This is a genomic window from Streptomyces sp. NPDC001108, from assembly GCF_053598535.1.
The window spans coordinates 181,317-194,644 of sequence record NZ_JBSFKL010000013.1 but is presented as its reverse complement, the minus strand read 5'-3'; the positions used below and the strand labels follow the sequence as shown (position 1 = coordinate 194,644).

Here is a 13,328-nt window from a genome sequence, read left to right as displayed (position 1 = left end):
TATCGGAGCGACCCTCCGCCTTGCGATCGCACGCACCGGACACCGCACGGCCCGGCCTCCGGCCGGACGACGGCAGTTTGAAGACAGGTCCTAGGACCCACCCCGAGATCACGTCCGACCCGTTCGTACGGGACAATGGGGGCCGAGCTTCCAGCACGGCGGCACGAGCACCGCGTACAGCGGCTCGCCGACGGCGAATCCACCAGCGCAACATCAACAAGGAGCAACTCATGGCGGGCAGCAGCCACGGACACACCCCGGCCGCCTGGACCGGTGTCATCATCTCCTTCATCGGCTTCTGCGTCGCGGGCCTCTTCATGGTCGCGGCCAGCCCCGTCGGCTTCTGGGCCGGAATCGGCGTCGTCCTCCTCGGCGGCGTCGTCGGTCTCGCGATGAAGGCCGCGGGCCTCGGCATGCCGAAGGAGTCGGCCGAGATGGCCGCCGCCCGGGCCCGCGCCGGACAGGCGCAGGTCTCCTCCTGACGCCGCACGGCACCCGTACGCACGCGAGGCGCGGCCCGGACCACCGGGCTGCGCCTCGACGCGTCAGCGGGGACAATCACCGGGTGGACGCATCGACCGACCCCGCCGTCACCCCGGAACGGGTCCCCGCCCCGGCAGCCGGACCCGCCCCTCTGCCCGGCCCGCCGTACCCGCCGCACTTCCCCCCGGCCCCCGTCCCCGCCTCGCGCGTGCGGCGGCTGGCCACACCGGTGGCCGTCCTGGCCGTCGTCGTCGGCGCCTTCGGCTACGTCGGCACCGTCGACCCCAACGAGCCCGGCCACTACCCGCTCTGCCCGCTGCTCCGGTTCACCGGGATCTACTGCCCCGGGTGCGGCGGACTGCGCAGCGCCCACGCGGTGGCGCACGGCGACCTCGCCGCCGCCCTCGGCTCCAACGCCCTCGCCGTCGTGGGCTACGCGACCTTCGCCGTCCTGTGGACGCTCTGGACGGTCCGCGCCGCCCGCGGCAGACCGATGAGCCTGGCGGTGCGACCCGCCGTCTGGTGGGGGATCGGCGCCGTCGTGCTGGCCTTCTCGGTCGTGCGGAATCTGCCGTTCGGATCGGTTCTGGCCCCTTGAATGCCCAGGTAGTGGGACATTCGGCTATCAGGTTCGGGTCGGCGGCCTTCTGCGGATAGCATGGACACGGCTGATCCTGTTCCCTCATCACCGTTCCGGAAGGGGGCCGCTCGCGTGAGTGTGCTCGACGAGATCATCGACGGCGTACGCGCCGACCTCGCGGAGCGGCAGGCGCGCGTCAGCCTCGACGAGCTCAAGGAGCGCGCCGCGCGCGCCCCGCAGGCCAAGGACGGAGCCGCCGCCCTGCGCGGCGAGGGCGTCAACGTCATCTGCGAGGTCAAGCGGTCCAGCCCCTCCAAGGGCGCGCTGGCCGCGATCGCCGACCCGGCCGGTCTCGCCGCGGACTACGAGGCGGGCGGCGCGTCCGTCATCTCGGTCCTCACCGAGCAGCGCCGCTTCGGCGGCTCGCTCGCCGACCTGGAGGCCGTGCGCGCCAAGGTCGACATCCCGATCCTCCGCAAGGACTTCATCGTCACGTCGTACCAGCTCTGGGAGGCCCGCGCCTACGGCGCCGACCTGGCCCTGCTGATCGTCGCCGCCCTGGACCAGGAGGCGCTGGTCTCGCTGATCGAGCGCGCCGAGTCCATCGGCCTGACGCCGCTCGTCGAGGTGCACGACGAGGAGGAGGCGGAGCGCGCCGTCGCCGCCGGGGCGAAGGTCGTGGGCGTCAACGCCCGCAACCTCAAGGACCTCAAGGTCGACCGCTCCACCTTCGACCGGGTCGCCCCGGAGATCCCGGACCACATCGTCAAGGTCGCCGAGTCCGGCGTCCGCGGTCCGCACGACCTGATCGCCTACGCCAACGCGGGCGCCGACGCGGTGCTCGTGGGCGAGTCCCTGGTCACCGGCCGCGACCCGCGCGCCGCCGTCGCCGACCTGGTGGCCGCCGGCGCCCACCCCGCCCTCCGGCACGGACGGGGCTGACCCACCCGTGTCCGACGCCCGCCCCGCGTCCCGTCCCCGGCAGGGCCTGCGCCCCACCGGCGCGACGGTCCGGGTCCCGCACGCCCCGCTGGCGCGCGGCTGCCGGCCCCGTGGCTGCCGGGCCCCCGCCCGGCGCGTCCACGGCCGCCGGGTGCGGTACGTGATCGGTGACGAACCCGGACAGGTCAACGGCATGCGATGGCGCACGGGGTCCGCGCCCAGCTGACCCCGGCCGACGTACCGGACCGCTCCGGTCAAACGTACGTACGATCGAACCGCCCGAGCCTCCTCACGGCCGGGTGGTGCTCTGCTCATGGCGCAAACGGTCCACTCACCCATTGCGATGACGAGGAGCCATGTCGGATGTCATCTGACTTCTTCCTTCCGGACCCCGAGGGTCTGATCCCCAGCGCCGAGGGCTATTTCGGCGCGTTCGGCGGCAAGTTCATCCCGGAGGCGCTGGTCGCCGCCGTCGACGAGGTCGCCGTCGAGTACGACAAGGCCAAGGCCGACCCGGCCTTCGCCGCCGAGCTCAACGACCTCATGGTCAACTACACCGGCCGGCCCAGCGCGCTCACCGAGGTGCCGCGCTTCGCGGAGCACGCGGGCGGCGCCCGGGTCTTCCTCAAGCGCGAGGACCTCAACCACACCGGCTCGCACAAGATCAACAACGTGCTGGGTCAGGCGCTGCTCACCCGGCGGATGGGCAAGACCCGGGTCATCGCCGAGACCGGCGCCGGCCAGCACGGCGTCGCCACCGCCACCGCCTGCGCCCTCTTCGGCCTCGACTGCACCATCTACATGGGCGAGGTCGACACCGAGCGGCAGGCGCTGAACGTGGCGCGGATGCGGATCCTCGGCGCCGAGGTCATCGCCGTGAAGTCCGGCTCCCGGACCCTGAAGGACGCCATCAACGAGGCGTTCCGCGACTGGGTCGCCAACGTGGACAACACGCACTACCTCTTCGGCACCGTCGCCGGACCGCACCCCTTCCCCGCCATGGTGCGCGACTTCCACCGGGTCATCGGCGTCGAGGCCCGCCGCCAGGTCCTGGAGCGGGCCGGCCGGCTGCCGGACGCCGCCATCGCCTGCGTCGGCGGCGGCTCCAACGCCATCGGGCTCTTCCACGCCTTCATCCCCGACGAGGGGGTCCGGCTGATCGGCTGCGAGCCCGCCGGACACGGCGTGGAGACCGGCGAGCACGCGGCGACCCTGACCGCGGGCGAGCCCGGCATCCTGCACGGCTCGCGCAGCTACGTCCTCCAGGACGACGAGGGCCAGATCACCGAGCCGTACTCCATCTCGGCCGGTCTGGACTACCCGGGCATCGGCCCGGAGCACTCGTACCTCAAGGACATCGGCCGCGGCGAGTACCGCGCGGTCACCGACGACGACGCCATGCGGGCGCTCCGCCTCCTCTCCCGCACCGAGGGGATCATCCCGGCCATCGAGAGCGCGCACGCGCTGGCCGGGGCCCTGGAGGTCGGCAGGGAACTCGGCAAGGACGGGCTCCTCGTGGTCAACCTGTCCGGCCGGGGCGACAAGGACATGGACACCGCGGCCCGCTACTTCGGGCTGTACGACGGGGCGGAGGACGGCAAGTGAGCGGCAACGTGGAGTTGTTGGAAACCACCCTGGCACGGGCCAAGGGGGAGGACCGGGCCGCGCTCGTCGCCTACCTCCCGGCCGGGTTCCCGACCGTCGACGGCGGCATCGCGGCCGTGCGGGCGGCCGTCGAGGGCGGCGCCGACATCATCGAGGTCGGCCTGCCGCACAGCGACCCGGTGCTCGACGGACCGGTCATCCAGACCGCCGACGACATCGCCCTGCGCGGCGGCGTGAAGATCGCCGACGTACTGCGCACGGTCCGCGAGGCGCACCGGGCGACCGGCGTCCCGATCCTCGTCATGACGTACTGGAACCCGATCGACCGGTACGGCGTCGAGCGCTTCACCGCCGAACTCGCCGAGGCGGGCGGCGCCGGGTGCATCCTGCCCGACCTGCCCGTCCAGGAGTCCGCCCTGTGGCGGGAGCACGCCGGCAAGCACGGTCTCGCGACCGTCTTCGTCGTCGCGCCGAGCAGCAGGGACGAGCGCCTCGCCACCATTACGGCGGCCGGTTCCGGCTTCGTCTACGCGGCCTCGCTGATGGGCGTCACGGGCACCCGCGCATCGGTCGGCGACCAGGCCCAGGACCTGGTCCGGCGCACCCGCGCCACCACCGACCTGCCGGTCTGCGTCGGCCTCGGGGTCTCGAACGCCGAGCAGGCCGCCGAGGTCGCGGGCTTCGCCGACGGGGTGATCGTCGGCTCCGCCTTCGTCAAGGCGATGCTCGACGCCCCCGACGAGGCGGCCGGTCTGGCCGCCGTCCGCTCCCTGGCGGGCGAACTCGCCGAGGGCGTTCGAAAGCGCTGATCACGGCATCACCCGAACGGGTGGACCTTGACCGGGGAGGCACGCGTGTGCCTCCCCGGTTCGTTGCTGCGGTTGTGAGCGAGAAGAACGAACAGGGAAAGAGGGCCGCGCGCGAGCGGCTCGCACAGCAGCGTGAACGGGAGCGGGCGGGCGAGCGCCGCAGGCGCACGCTGATCGTCTCCGGCGCCGTGGTGGGCGTGCTGGCGCTGGCCGCCGTCGTCGGCGTGATCGCCGCGAACAGCGGCGGCAAGAACAGCAAGGGCGAGGCGGCGGGCCCCGCCGTCGCCCCGTCCGGCGCGACCGGGAAGGACAGCCTGGCCATCGCGGTCGGCGCGGACGACGCCCCGTCCACCCTCACCATCTGGGAGGACTTCCGCTGCCCGGTCTGCGCCCAGTTCGAGAACGCCTTCCGCGACACCGTCCACGAGCTGGAGAACAGCGGACAGCTCAAGGTCGAGTACCACCTCGCCACGATCATCGACGGCAACCTCGGCGGCAGCGGTTCGCTCCGCGCGGCCAACGCCGCGGCCTGCGCACAGGACGCCGGGAAGTTCCCCGCGTACCACGACGTGCTCTACCGCAACCAGCCGCAGGAGACCGACGACGCCTTCGGTGACAACGCCAAGCTGATCGAGCTCTCCGGCAAGGTCCCCGGTCTCGACACCGCCACGTTCCGCAGCTGCGTGGAGGACGGAAAGCACGACGCCTGGGTCAAGAAGTCCAACACGGCGTTCCAGAACGGCGGCTTCCAGGGCACGCCCACCGCGCTGCTCAACGGGGAGTCGATCTTCCCGAAGAAGGGCAACGAGCCGATCACCGTGGAGAACCTGAAGAAGTGGGTGGCCGAGGCCAACAAGGGCAAGAAGCCGGGCACGGTCACCCCTGTCCCGCCGGGTTCCTGACCGGCCACCGGGCCGTGGCCGGAAGGGAATTCGATGACCGGCCCGTTACCCATACGTTGTCGGGTGGGTTGCCCCGGCCCCCACCCGGCAAGGTAGCGTCGACTCTGCCATGGAACTTGCCTACATTCCCAGCCCGTCGACCGGCGTGATCGATCTCGGCCCGATCCCGCTCCGCGGCTACGCGTTCTGCATCATCATCGGCGTCTTCGTCGCTGTCTGGTTCGGCAACAAGCGCTGGGTCGCCCGGGGCGGCAGAGCCGGAACCGTCGCCGACATCGCCGTCTGGGCGGTGCCCTTCGGCCTCGTCGGGGGCCGTCTCTACCATGTCATCACCGACTACCAGCTGTACTTCAGCGAGGGCCGGAACTGGGTCGACGCCTTCAAGATCTGGCAGGGCGGCCTCGGCATCTGGGGCGCGATCGCGCTCGGTGCCGTCGGCGCCTGGATCGGCTGCCGCCGCCGGGGCATCCCGCTGCCCGCCTGGGCCGACGCGCTGGCCCCCGGCATCGCCCTGGCCCAGGCCTGCGGCCGCTGGGGCAACTGGTTCAACCAGGAGCTGTACGGCAAGCCGACCGACCTGCCGTGGGCGCTGAAGATCAGCGAGGGCCCCAACCGGCTCGCCGGCACGTACCACCCGACGTTCCTGTACGAGTCGCTGTGGTGCGTCGGTGTCGCCCTGCTGGTCATCTGGGCGGACCGCCGCTTCAAGCTCGGGCACGGCCGGGCCTTCGCCCTGTACGTCGCGGCGTACTGCGCGGGCCGGGGCTGGATCGAGTACATGCGGGTCGACGAGGCCCACCACGTCCTGGGCCTGCGCCTGAACGTGTGGACCGCGCTGATCGTCTTCGTCCTGGCCGTGGTCTACATCGTCGTCTCGGCGAAGGTACGGCCGGGGCGCGAGGAGGTCGTGGAGCCCGGCGCCGCCGAGGAAGCGGCCGCCGAGGCCGCGGATGACGCCTCCGCGGGCGAGGACGGGGCGAAGAAGGCGGACGCCGTGGAGGCCGAGGACGCGAAGGCCGCGGACACCGAGGCCGGCACCGACACCGAGGCCGACGCACCGGACAAGGCCGACACCGGGGGCGACGCGCCCGGGGACGAGCCGAAGGCGTCGGAGAAACTGACGAAGAAGGACACCGCGGAGCCGGCCAAGAACGGCTGAGCCACGGCGACCTGCTACCTGGGGCCCGGACCGGACGGTCCGGGCCCCAGGTGTCTTCCCGCTCAGCCCGCCAGCGCCAGCGTCCTGCGGGCCGAGGCCACCACCGCCGCGTCGACGAACCGCCCGTCCGGGAGCGCCAGCGCGCCCCCGTCCGTCTCGGCCGCCGCCACGATCTGTGCCGCCGCCTCGATCTCCCGGGGCGTCGGGCGGAAGGCCCGCTCGATCACCGGGAGCTGGCGGGGGTGGATCGCGGCCCGCCCCAGGAAGCCCAGCGCCCGGCCGTGCGCGCAGGACGCCCACAGCCCGTCCAGGTCCCGGACGTCGGCGAAGACGGACTGGGCGGGCGGGGCCAGCCCGGCGGCGCGGGCCGCGACCACCACCCGGCTGCGCGACCAGTCGAGCCCGGCGTCGTCTCGTACCCCCAGGTCGGCGCGGAGGTCCGCCTCGCCGAGCGCGACGGCGCACACCTGGGGGTGGGCGGCGGCGACCGAGTAGGCGTGCTCGACGGCGAGCGCCGACTCCAGCAGCGGGCAGAGCGGGACGCCGGGGGCCACGGCCGCGATGTGATGGACGGACGCCGCGTGCGTGATCTTGGGCAGCCGGAGTGCGGAGAGCCCCGGCAGCCCGGCCAGCGCGAGGACGTCCGTCTCGGTGTGGACCCGGACGTGGACCGGTACGGCGCTCTTTCCGGGCGGGTCGGAGAGCAGCTCGACGGTGGCCGAGCGGGCGTACTCCTTGCGCTCCGGCGCCACCGCGTCCTCCAGGTCCACGATGACCACGTCCGCCCCGGACCCCAGGGCCTTGCGCACCACCTCCGGCCGGTCCCCGGGGACGTACAGCCAGGTGAGCGGGACCGCCGCGGTCACAGGACGCCCGCCGACCGGAGCGCGGCGATCTCCGCGCCCGACAGGCCCAGACCGGTGAGGATCTCCTCGGTGTCCGCGCCGTGCGGCCGGCCCGCCCAGCGGATCGAGCCCGGGGTCTCGGAGAGCCGGAAGAGGACGTTCTGCATCCGCAGCGGGCCCAGCTCCGGGTCGTCGATCTCGGTCACCGAGTCCAGCGCCCGGTACTGCGGGTCCTCCATCACGTCCTGGACGTCGTGGATCGGGGCGATGGCCGCCTCCGCCTTCTCGAAGGCGGAGACCGCCTGCTCGCGGGTGTGCCGGGCGATCCAGTGGCCGACCGCCGCGTCCAGCTCGTCGGCGTGCTCGGCGCGGGTGGTGCCGGAGGCGAACCAGGGCTCGTCGATCAGTTCCGCCCGGCCGACCAGGCGCATCACCCGCTCGGCGACCGACTGGGCGGAGGCGGAGACCGCGACCCAGTGCCCGTCAGAGGTGCGGTACGTGTTGCGCGGGGCGTTGTTCCGGGAGCGGTTGCCGGTGCGCGGCTGTACGTAGCCGAGCTGGTCGTACCAGAGGGGCTGCGGGCCCAGCACGGTCAGGATCGGTTCGATGATCGCCATGTCGACGATCTGCCCCCGCCCGGTCCGCTCGCGCCCGGCGAGCGCGGCCATCACGGCGTACGCGGTGGCCAGCGCCGCGATCGAGTCGGCGAGCCCGAAGGGCGGCAGGGTGGGCGGGCCGTCCGGCTCCCCGGTGATCGCGGCGAAGCCGCTCATCGCCTCGGCGAGGGTGCCGAAGCCGGGGCGGTGGGCGTACGGGCCGAACTGGCCGAAGCCGGTGACCCGGACGAGCACCAGCCGGGGGTTGGCCGCGTGCAGCTCGTCCCAGCCCAGACCCCAGCGCTCCAGCGTGCCGGGCCGGAAGTTCTCGACGACCACATCGGTCCGGGCGGCCAGCCCGAGCAGGACGTCCCGGCCGCCGGGCGTGGAGAGGTCGAGGGTCATGGTGCGTTTGTTGCGGCCCAGCAGCTTCCACCAGAGGCCGACGCCGTTCTTCGTCGGGCCGTGCCCGCGTGAGGGGTCGGGGCGGAGCGGATGCTCGACCTTGATCACCTCGGCGCCGAAGTCGCCGAGCAGGGTGGCGGAGAGGGGACCGGCGAAGAGCGTGGCGAGGTCGAGCACCCGCAGCCCGGTCAGCGGTGCCCGCGCGGGCGTGGTCACGCGGCCTCGATCTCGGTGCGGTATGGCATGGAGGCCGAGGCGCCGGGCCGCTGCACGCAGAGCGCGGCGGCGGCCGCCGCCCAGGCCAGCGCCTCCGGTACGGGGCGGTGCTCGGCGAGTGCCACGGCGAGGGTGCCGACGAAGGTGTCGCCCGCCCCGGTGGTGTCGACGGCGGTCACCTCGGGGGCGGGGAAGAGGACGGGCTCGGTGCCCCGGGCCGCGTACAGGCAGCCCTTCGCGCCCAGGGTGATGACGACGACGGGGACCCGGCCGAGGAGGTGCTCCGCGGCCGCCCAGGGGTCCGCGAAGCCGGACAGCTCGGCCGCCTCGTGCTCGTTGGGCACCAACAGGTCGACACAGTCGAGGAGTTCGTCCGGGAGTGGCTGCACCGGGGACGGGGTGAGGATGGTCCGTACGCCCTGGGCGCGGGCGGTGCGGGCGCCCTCGACCACCGCGGAGAGCGGCAGTTCCAGCTGGAGGAGGAGCAGCCCGGCGCCCGCGATGGCGGCGGTCTCGCCGGGGCCGAGCGCGGTGACGGTGGCGTTGGCCCCGGGGATCACCACGATCGCGTTGGCGCCCGTGGAGTCGACCACGATGTGCGCGGTGCCGCTGGGGCCCTCGGCGGTGTGCAGCAGATCGGTGTCGACGCCCGAATGCTCCAGGTTGTCCCGCAGCAGGCCGCCGTACGCGTCGTCGCCGACCGCGCCGATCATCAGGACGTCGCCGCCCGCGCGGGCCGCGGCCACGGCCTGGTTGGCGCCCTTGCCGCCGGGCACGGTGCGGAACTCCCGCCCGGTGACGGTCTCGCCGAGCCGGGGGGCCCGTTCGGTGTAGGCGACCAGGTCCATATTGGTGCTCCCGAGCACCGCGATGCGGGTCATGGGCACAGTGTCTCCTCGGAGGTGAGCCGGTGGGTCTGCCGGGCGAGTTCGTCGAAGCCGATGCCGTCGAATCCGGGTACGGAGGTGGCGAGCCGGTTCTTCAGCGGGGCGGTCCAGTGCTCCGGCAGCCGTTCGGGCGACCCGGCCAGCAGCCCGGCGAGCGAACCGGCGGTCGCCCCGTTCGAATCGGTGTCCCAGCCGCCCTCCACCGCACGGCAGACGGAGCGCGAGAAGTCCCCGTCGGCGTGGGTGAGGGCGGCGGCGAGCAGCGCGGCGTTGGGCAGCACATGCACCCAGTGGTACCCGCCGTACCCGGCGTGCAGCCGGTCGGCCACCGCGTCGAAGGAGCTACCGGCGTGGGCGCGGGCCGCCGCGATCCCGGCGTGGACCGCGCGCGCGAACCGTGAGCGCGGGGGCACCACCCGCAGCCCGGTGGCCAGGCAGCCGTGCACGTCGCTCGCGCCCCCGGCCGCCTCGGCGAGCGCGGCGGCGGTGAACATCGCCCCGTACACGCCGTTGCCGGTGTGGCTGAGCACGGCGTCCCGGTGGGCCTGCGCGGCGGCGGCCCCGGGGTCGCCGGGGTGGGTCCAGCCGTGCACGTCGGCCCGGATCTGGGCGCCGATCCACTCCCGGAACGGATTGCGGTACCGGGCGGTGTGCGGGGGCTCGATGCCGTCCAGCAGATTGCGGTAGGCGATCCGCTCGGCGGTGAACGTCCGGCCGGCCGGCAGTGCGTCGAGCCAGAGCCGGGCGAGGTCGTCGGTGGTGAACGACGGGCCGTGGCGCCGGAGCAGCAGCAGGGTCAGCAGCGGGTGGTTGAGATCGTCGTCCTCCGGCATGCCGTCGATGTTCTCGGCCAGCGAGCAGGGCGCGGAGCGGCGGTTGAACGGGTGGGCGGCGGCGAGGGGGGCGGGCAGCCCACGGGCGGTGAACCAGGTGGTCAGCGGCCAGTTCCCGGTGGCGCGGGCCAGTGCCCGGATGCCGTCCAGGGGCAGCTTCTCGACGGGCTTGCCGAGCAGACAGCCGGCCGCCCGGCCCAGCCAGGCGGCGTGCAGCCGCTCCGGGGACACCGGCGCGGTACCGGGGCGGGGCGCCGGCCAGTCGGGGCAGGCGGCCCGGATCGAGGCCAGGCCGGTCGGCTCGTCCTCGCCCGACGGGGATTCCAGCAGGGCGAGTTCGTCGAGCAGCCGCTCCGCGAGGACCCGCAGCCCCGGGGCCGGTACGGGGGAGGCGCCCGCGCGCTCCGGGGCCGGGGCACCGCCCGCCTCGTACCACCGGCGCGCGACGGCGCGGGCGTCCCGGCCGTCCTCGGCGGCCTGCCGCAGCTCGTGCCCGACCAGGTCCTCCGGCTGCACCCAGGTCACCCGTACGGTCATCGGGCCGCCGCCAGTGCGGCGAAGGCCGCCTCGTGGCCGCGTCGGCGGGCGGTGTCCCGGGCGAACACCTCGCGGGCGACCGCGGCCAGGTCCCGTGCGGGGGCGTGCAGATCGAGGCGGCTGGCCTCCGCGACGGTGGCGGCCCAGTCGGCGGGGACCGCCCGTCCGCCGCCGAGCGCGCCCGCCAGGGCCCCGCTCATGGTGGCGATCGAGTCGCAGTCCCGGCCGTAGTTGACCGAGCCGAGCACCGTGTGCCGGTAGTCGCCGTCGGCGACGAGCAGCATGCCGAGCGCGATGGGCAGCTCCTCGATCGAGTGCAGCCGGGAGGGTCTGCGGGCGCCGAGGGACGGGGCGCGGTAGTCGGGACCGACCGAGTCGAAGGGGGCGACGGCGGCGCGCAGCGGGGCCAGCGCGGACTCGAAGTCGTGGTGCGCGGACGCGGCTTCGCACACCGCCTCGATCGCCGACCGGGTGCCGTCCTTGGCGAGCGACAGACAGGTCTCGACGATGCCCGCGGGGGTCGCGCCCGGGGCGCAGGCGGCGGCGACGGCCGCCGCGAAGACCCCGGCCGCCTCCCGGCCGTAGCTCGACTGGTGGGCCCCGGCGACGTCCAGCGCCTCGGCGTACGCGGCCTGCGGATGGGCGGCGTTGACCAGGCCGACCGGCGCCATGTACATCGCCGCGCCGCAGTTGACGATGTTTCCGTTGCCCGCCTCGCGCGGGTCGGCGTGGCCGTAGTGCAGCCGGGCGACGATCCACTTCTCGGCGAGGAAGATCCGCTGGAGCGGCAGCGCCTCGGCCTCCAGCTCCGGGATCCAGCGGGGCCGGGAGATCAGCTCGGGGACCAGGTGGCGGGCGACCGCGTAGGCGTCGAGGTGGTCGCGCACGGTGCCGTAGACCCGTACCAGCGCATGGGTCATCAGGGTGTCGTCGGTGACGTGTCCGTCGCCCTTGTGGTACGGGGCGATGGGGCGTGCGGTGCGCCAGTTCCCGCCGTCCCAGGGGCCCACGATGCCGTCGATCCGGCCGCCGTGGCGGGCCACGATCTGCTCGGGGGAGCGGCCCTCCACCGGGCCGCCGAGCGCGTCGCCGACGGCGGCGCCGACGAGCGCGCCGGTGATCCGGTCATCGAGTGCGGGTGTCGTGGGTCCGGCCTCGGACCGTAGGGGCATCGTGGATGTCATGTCCGAATTGTCCACCCGAGGTGTCCGGTTCCCGGTCTGCCAGCAGCCCGGCGAGTTCGATGAGATCGGTCCCGGCGAGCCGGGGCAGCGCACAGCCGGCGAGGGTGCGGCAGGCCTCGCGCCAGCCGCCCGGGACGGCCCCGATCCCGCCGAGCGCCCCGGTCAGTGCACCGGCCAGGGCGGGCGCGGAGTCGGCGACCCGGGACAGGCAGGCCGCCGCGGGCACGGCCTGGGTGATCCGGCCCCGGGCCGCGGTGGCGAGGGCGAGGGCGACCGGGACGGTCTCGGCGGCGGCGATCCCGTAGCTGTAGACGTGGTCGACGATCTGGTGCTCCAGTACGGGGACGAGGGCGAAGGCACCGGCCGCCTCACCGACGAAGTCGCGGGCGATCCGGACGGCGTGGGCGGCGTTGCGGGCGATCTCGGTGCCCTCGGGGAGCTGGGCCAGCGCGGCGTTGACCGACGTGTCGACATCGGCGCCGCCGAGCGCGCAGGCGAGGGCCGCCGCCGTCGCGCGGGCGCCGTGCACCCCGTCGCCGTCCTGGGTGTAGCGCGCGTCGAACTCGGCGAGGTCGGCGGCGGCTTCGGGGTCGCCCGGGTGGGCTACGGCGAGCACGGCGGCCCGTACGCAGGCCGCGTCGTCGAAGTAGTGCGGGTTGTCGTGGCCGGTGGCGGGCGGGCGCAGCCCGGCGGCGAGGTTGCCCAGCCCGGCCCGTACCGAGATCCGGGCGCGCAGCGGGAGCACCGCGGACTCGACCTCGGGGGCGCGGGCGGCGGCCGCCGCGACCTCGGCGGCCAGCGCGTTCCAGGCCACGTCGACGGCGGCCCGCAGCCGCTCGCCGGGGGAGAGGCCGTGCAGCGGCGCGGCCGCCGAGGCGAGGAGGGTACCGGCGGCGAAGGCCGCCCATTCGGCGTCGTCGGACGGGCCCAGCCGCAGGGGCTCGGGCGGCTGGTTGAGGGCGATCGGGACGGGCAGCGTGGTGGTGGCGTTCTGCTCGGCGAAGGTGTCGAGCTCCCGGGTGAGCCGCCGGGTCCACTCCGGCATCCGGGCCGCCCGGTGCCGCGCGGCGGGCCAGCCCGCCGCGTCCCCGGAGGCGAGCCCGAGCAGCAGCCCCTCGATCCGCGGGCGGAGCCCGGCGACGGGCCGGTGGCGCGGCCCGGCGGCGGGGGAGGGCGTGGCGGCGGAAGGGGCGGAGGAGGCGGAGTCGGAGAGGACGGAGTCGTGGCGCGCGCTGTCGGTATCGGCCCGCACGCCGGTGCTCGCGCGGGTCTGCGCGTCGGTCCGTACGCCGGTGCTCGCGCCGGTCCGTACCTCCGCAGCCGCGTCGGTGGCCGCGCCGCTCCG

General features: G+C 74.5%; 14 protein-coding genes. 8 read left to right on the top strand and 6 right to left on the bottom strand.

Annotation, left to right across the window (positions count from 1 at the left end):
- Positions 1 to 230: 230 nt before the first annotated feature.
- The 8 genes from ACWC97_RS26460 (at position 231) to lgt (ending at position 6,480) form a co-directional block, all read left to right on the top strand.
- A complete protein-coding gene (locus ACWC97_RS26460; protein WP_352274942.1) occupies positions 231 to 482 on the top strand; it encodes an HGxxPAAW family protein in 252 nt (83 codons plus the stop codon).
- 83 nt (positions 483 to 565) lie between these two features.
- Positions 566 to 1,081 (top strand): DUF2752 domain-containing protein, encoded by a 516-nt coding sequence (locus tag ACWC97_RS26455; RefSeq protein ID WP_450651943.1) that lies wholly within the window; start codon positions 566 to 568, stop codon positions 1,079 to 1,081.
- A gap of 114 nt (positions 1,082 to 1,195) precedes the next feature.
- Complete coding sequence (gene trpC, locus ACWC97_RS26450; protein WP_352274943.1) at positions 1,196 to 2,005, top strand: indole-3-glycerol phosphate synthase TrpC; 810 nt, start codon at positions 1,196 to 1,198, stop codon at positions 2,003 to 2,005.
- A 7-nt stretch (positions 2,006 to 2,012) separates the two neighbouring features.
- Positions 2,013 to 2,231, top strand: coding sequence for a tryptophan biosynthesis modulator TrpM (gene trpM / locus ACWC97_RS26445; RefSeq protein WP_385211344.1), 219 nt, complete (start codon positions 2,013 to 2,015; stop codon positions 2,229 to 2,231).
- Between the two features lie 137 nt (positions 2,232 to 2,368).
- A complete protein-coding gene (gene trpB / locus ACWC97_RS26440) occupies positions 2,369 to 3,610 on the top strand; it encodes a tryptophan synthase subunit beta (RefSeq protein WP_385211346.1) in 1,242 nt (413 codons plus the stop codon).
- Positions 3,607 to 4,419 carry a tryptophan synthase subunit alpha gene (trpA, locus tag ACWC97_RS26435; protein WP_392278797.1) on the top strand — a complete coding sequence of 271 codons (813 nt, stop codon included), beginning with the start codon at positions 3,607 to 3,609 and terminating at the stop codon, positions 4,417 to 4,419. The genes trpB and trpA overlap by 4 nt, the downstream gene beginning before the upstream one ends.
- A 74-nt stretch (positions 4,420 to 4,493) precedes the next feature.
- Positions 4,494 to 5,321 (top strand): DsbA family protein, encoded by an 828-nt coding sequence (locus tag ACWC97_RS26430; RefSeq protein WP_352274946.1) that lies wholly within the window; start codon positions 4,494 to 4,496, stop codon positions 5,319 to 5,321.
- A 109-nt stretch (positions 5,322 to 5,430) separates the two neighbouring features.
- Positions 5,431 to 6,480 (top strand): prolipoprotein diacylglyceryl transferase, encoded by a 1,050-nt coding sequence (lgt, locus tag ACWC97_RS26425; RefSeq protein ID WP_450651941.1) that lies wholly within the window; start codon positions 5,431 to 5,433, stop codon positions 6,478 to 6,480.
- Positions 6,481 to 6,542: 62 nt separating this feature from the next.
- Here the strand turns inward: lgt and ACWC97_RS26420 are convergent, their stop codons facing one another.
- The 6 genes from ACWC97_RS26420 to ACWC97_RS26395 are packed head-to-tail and all read right to left on the bottom strand — an operon-like array spanning position 6,543 to position 13,103.
- Positions 6,543 to 7,346 (bottom strand): HpcH/HpaI aldolase/citrate lyase family protein, encoded by an 804-nt coding sequence (locus tag ACWC97_RS26420; protein ID WP_352274948.1) that lies wholly within the window; start codon positions 7,344 to 7,346, stop codon positions 6,543 to 6,545.
- Positions 7,343 to 8,542, bottom strand: coding sequence for a CaiB/BaiF CoA transferase family protein (locus tag ACWC97_RS26415; protein WP_352274949.1), 1,200 nt, complete (start codon positions 8,540 to 8,542; stop codon positions 7,343 to 7,345). The genes ACWC97_RS26420 and ACWC97_RS26415 overlap by 4 nt, the downstream gene beginning before the upstream one ends.
- Positions 8,539 to 9,423 (bottom strand): ribokinase, encoded by an 885-nt coding sequence (gene rbsK / locus ACWC97_RS26410; protein WP_352274950.1) that lies wholly within the window; start codon positions 9,421 to 9,423, stop codon positions 8,539 to 8,541. Before rbsK ends, ACWC97_RS26415 begins: the two co-directional genes overlap by 4 nt.
- Positions 9,420 to 10,799: an ADP-ribosylglycohydrolase family protein gene (locus ACWC97_RS26405; protein ID WP_450651938.1), complete on the bottom strand. Its 1,380-nt coding sequence runs from the start codon at positions 10,797 to 10,799 to the stop codon at positions 9,420 to 9,422. The genes rbsK and ACWC97_RS26405 overlap by 4 nt, the downstream gene beginning before the upstream one ends.
- Positions 10,796 to 11,983 carry an ADP-ribosylglycohydrolase family protein gene (locus tag ACWC97_RS26400; protein ID WP_352274952.1) on the bottom strand — a complete coding sequence of 396 codons (1,188 nt, stop codon included), beginning with the start codon at positions 11,981 to 11,983 and terminating at the stop codon, positions 10,796 to 10,798. The genes ACWC97_RS26405 and ACWC97_RS26400 overlap by 4 nt, the downstream gene beginning before the upstream one ends.
- Positions 11,925 to 13,103 (bottom strand): ADP-ribosylglycohydrolase family protein, encoded by a 1,179-nt coding sequence (locus ACWC97_RS26395; protein ID WP_450651955.1) that lies wholly within the window; start codon positions 13,101 to 13,103, stop codon positions 11,925 to 11,927. Before ACWC97_RS26395 ends, ACWC97_RS26400 begins: the two co-directional genes overlap by 59 nt.
- Positions 13,104 to 13,328 lie beyond the last annotated feature (225 nt).

Coding starts and splice junctions, on each gene's coding strand:
- ACWC97_RS26460 (WP_352274942.1), top strand. CDS start 231: ATGGCGGGCAGCAGCCACGGACACACCCCGGCCGCCTGGACCGGTGTC.
- trpB (WP_385211346.1), top strand. CDS start 2,369: ATGTCATCTGACTTCTTCCTTCCGGACCCCGAGGGTCTGATCCCCAGC.
- lgt (WP_450651941.1), top strand. CDS start 5,431: ATGGAACTTGCCTACATTCCCAGCCCGTCGACCGGCGTGATCGATCTC.
- ACWC97_RS26400 (WP_352274952.1), bottom strand. CDS start 11,983: ATGACATCCACGATGCCCCTACGGTCCGAGGCCGGACCCACGACACCC.
- ACWC97_RS26405 (WP_450651938.1), bottom strand. CDS start 10,799: ATGACCGTACGGGTGACCTGGGTGCAGCCGGAGGACCTGGTCGGGCAC.
- rbsK (WP_352274950.1), bottom strand. CDS start 9,423: ATGACCCGCATCGCGGTGCTCGGGAGCACCAATATGGACCTGGTCGCC.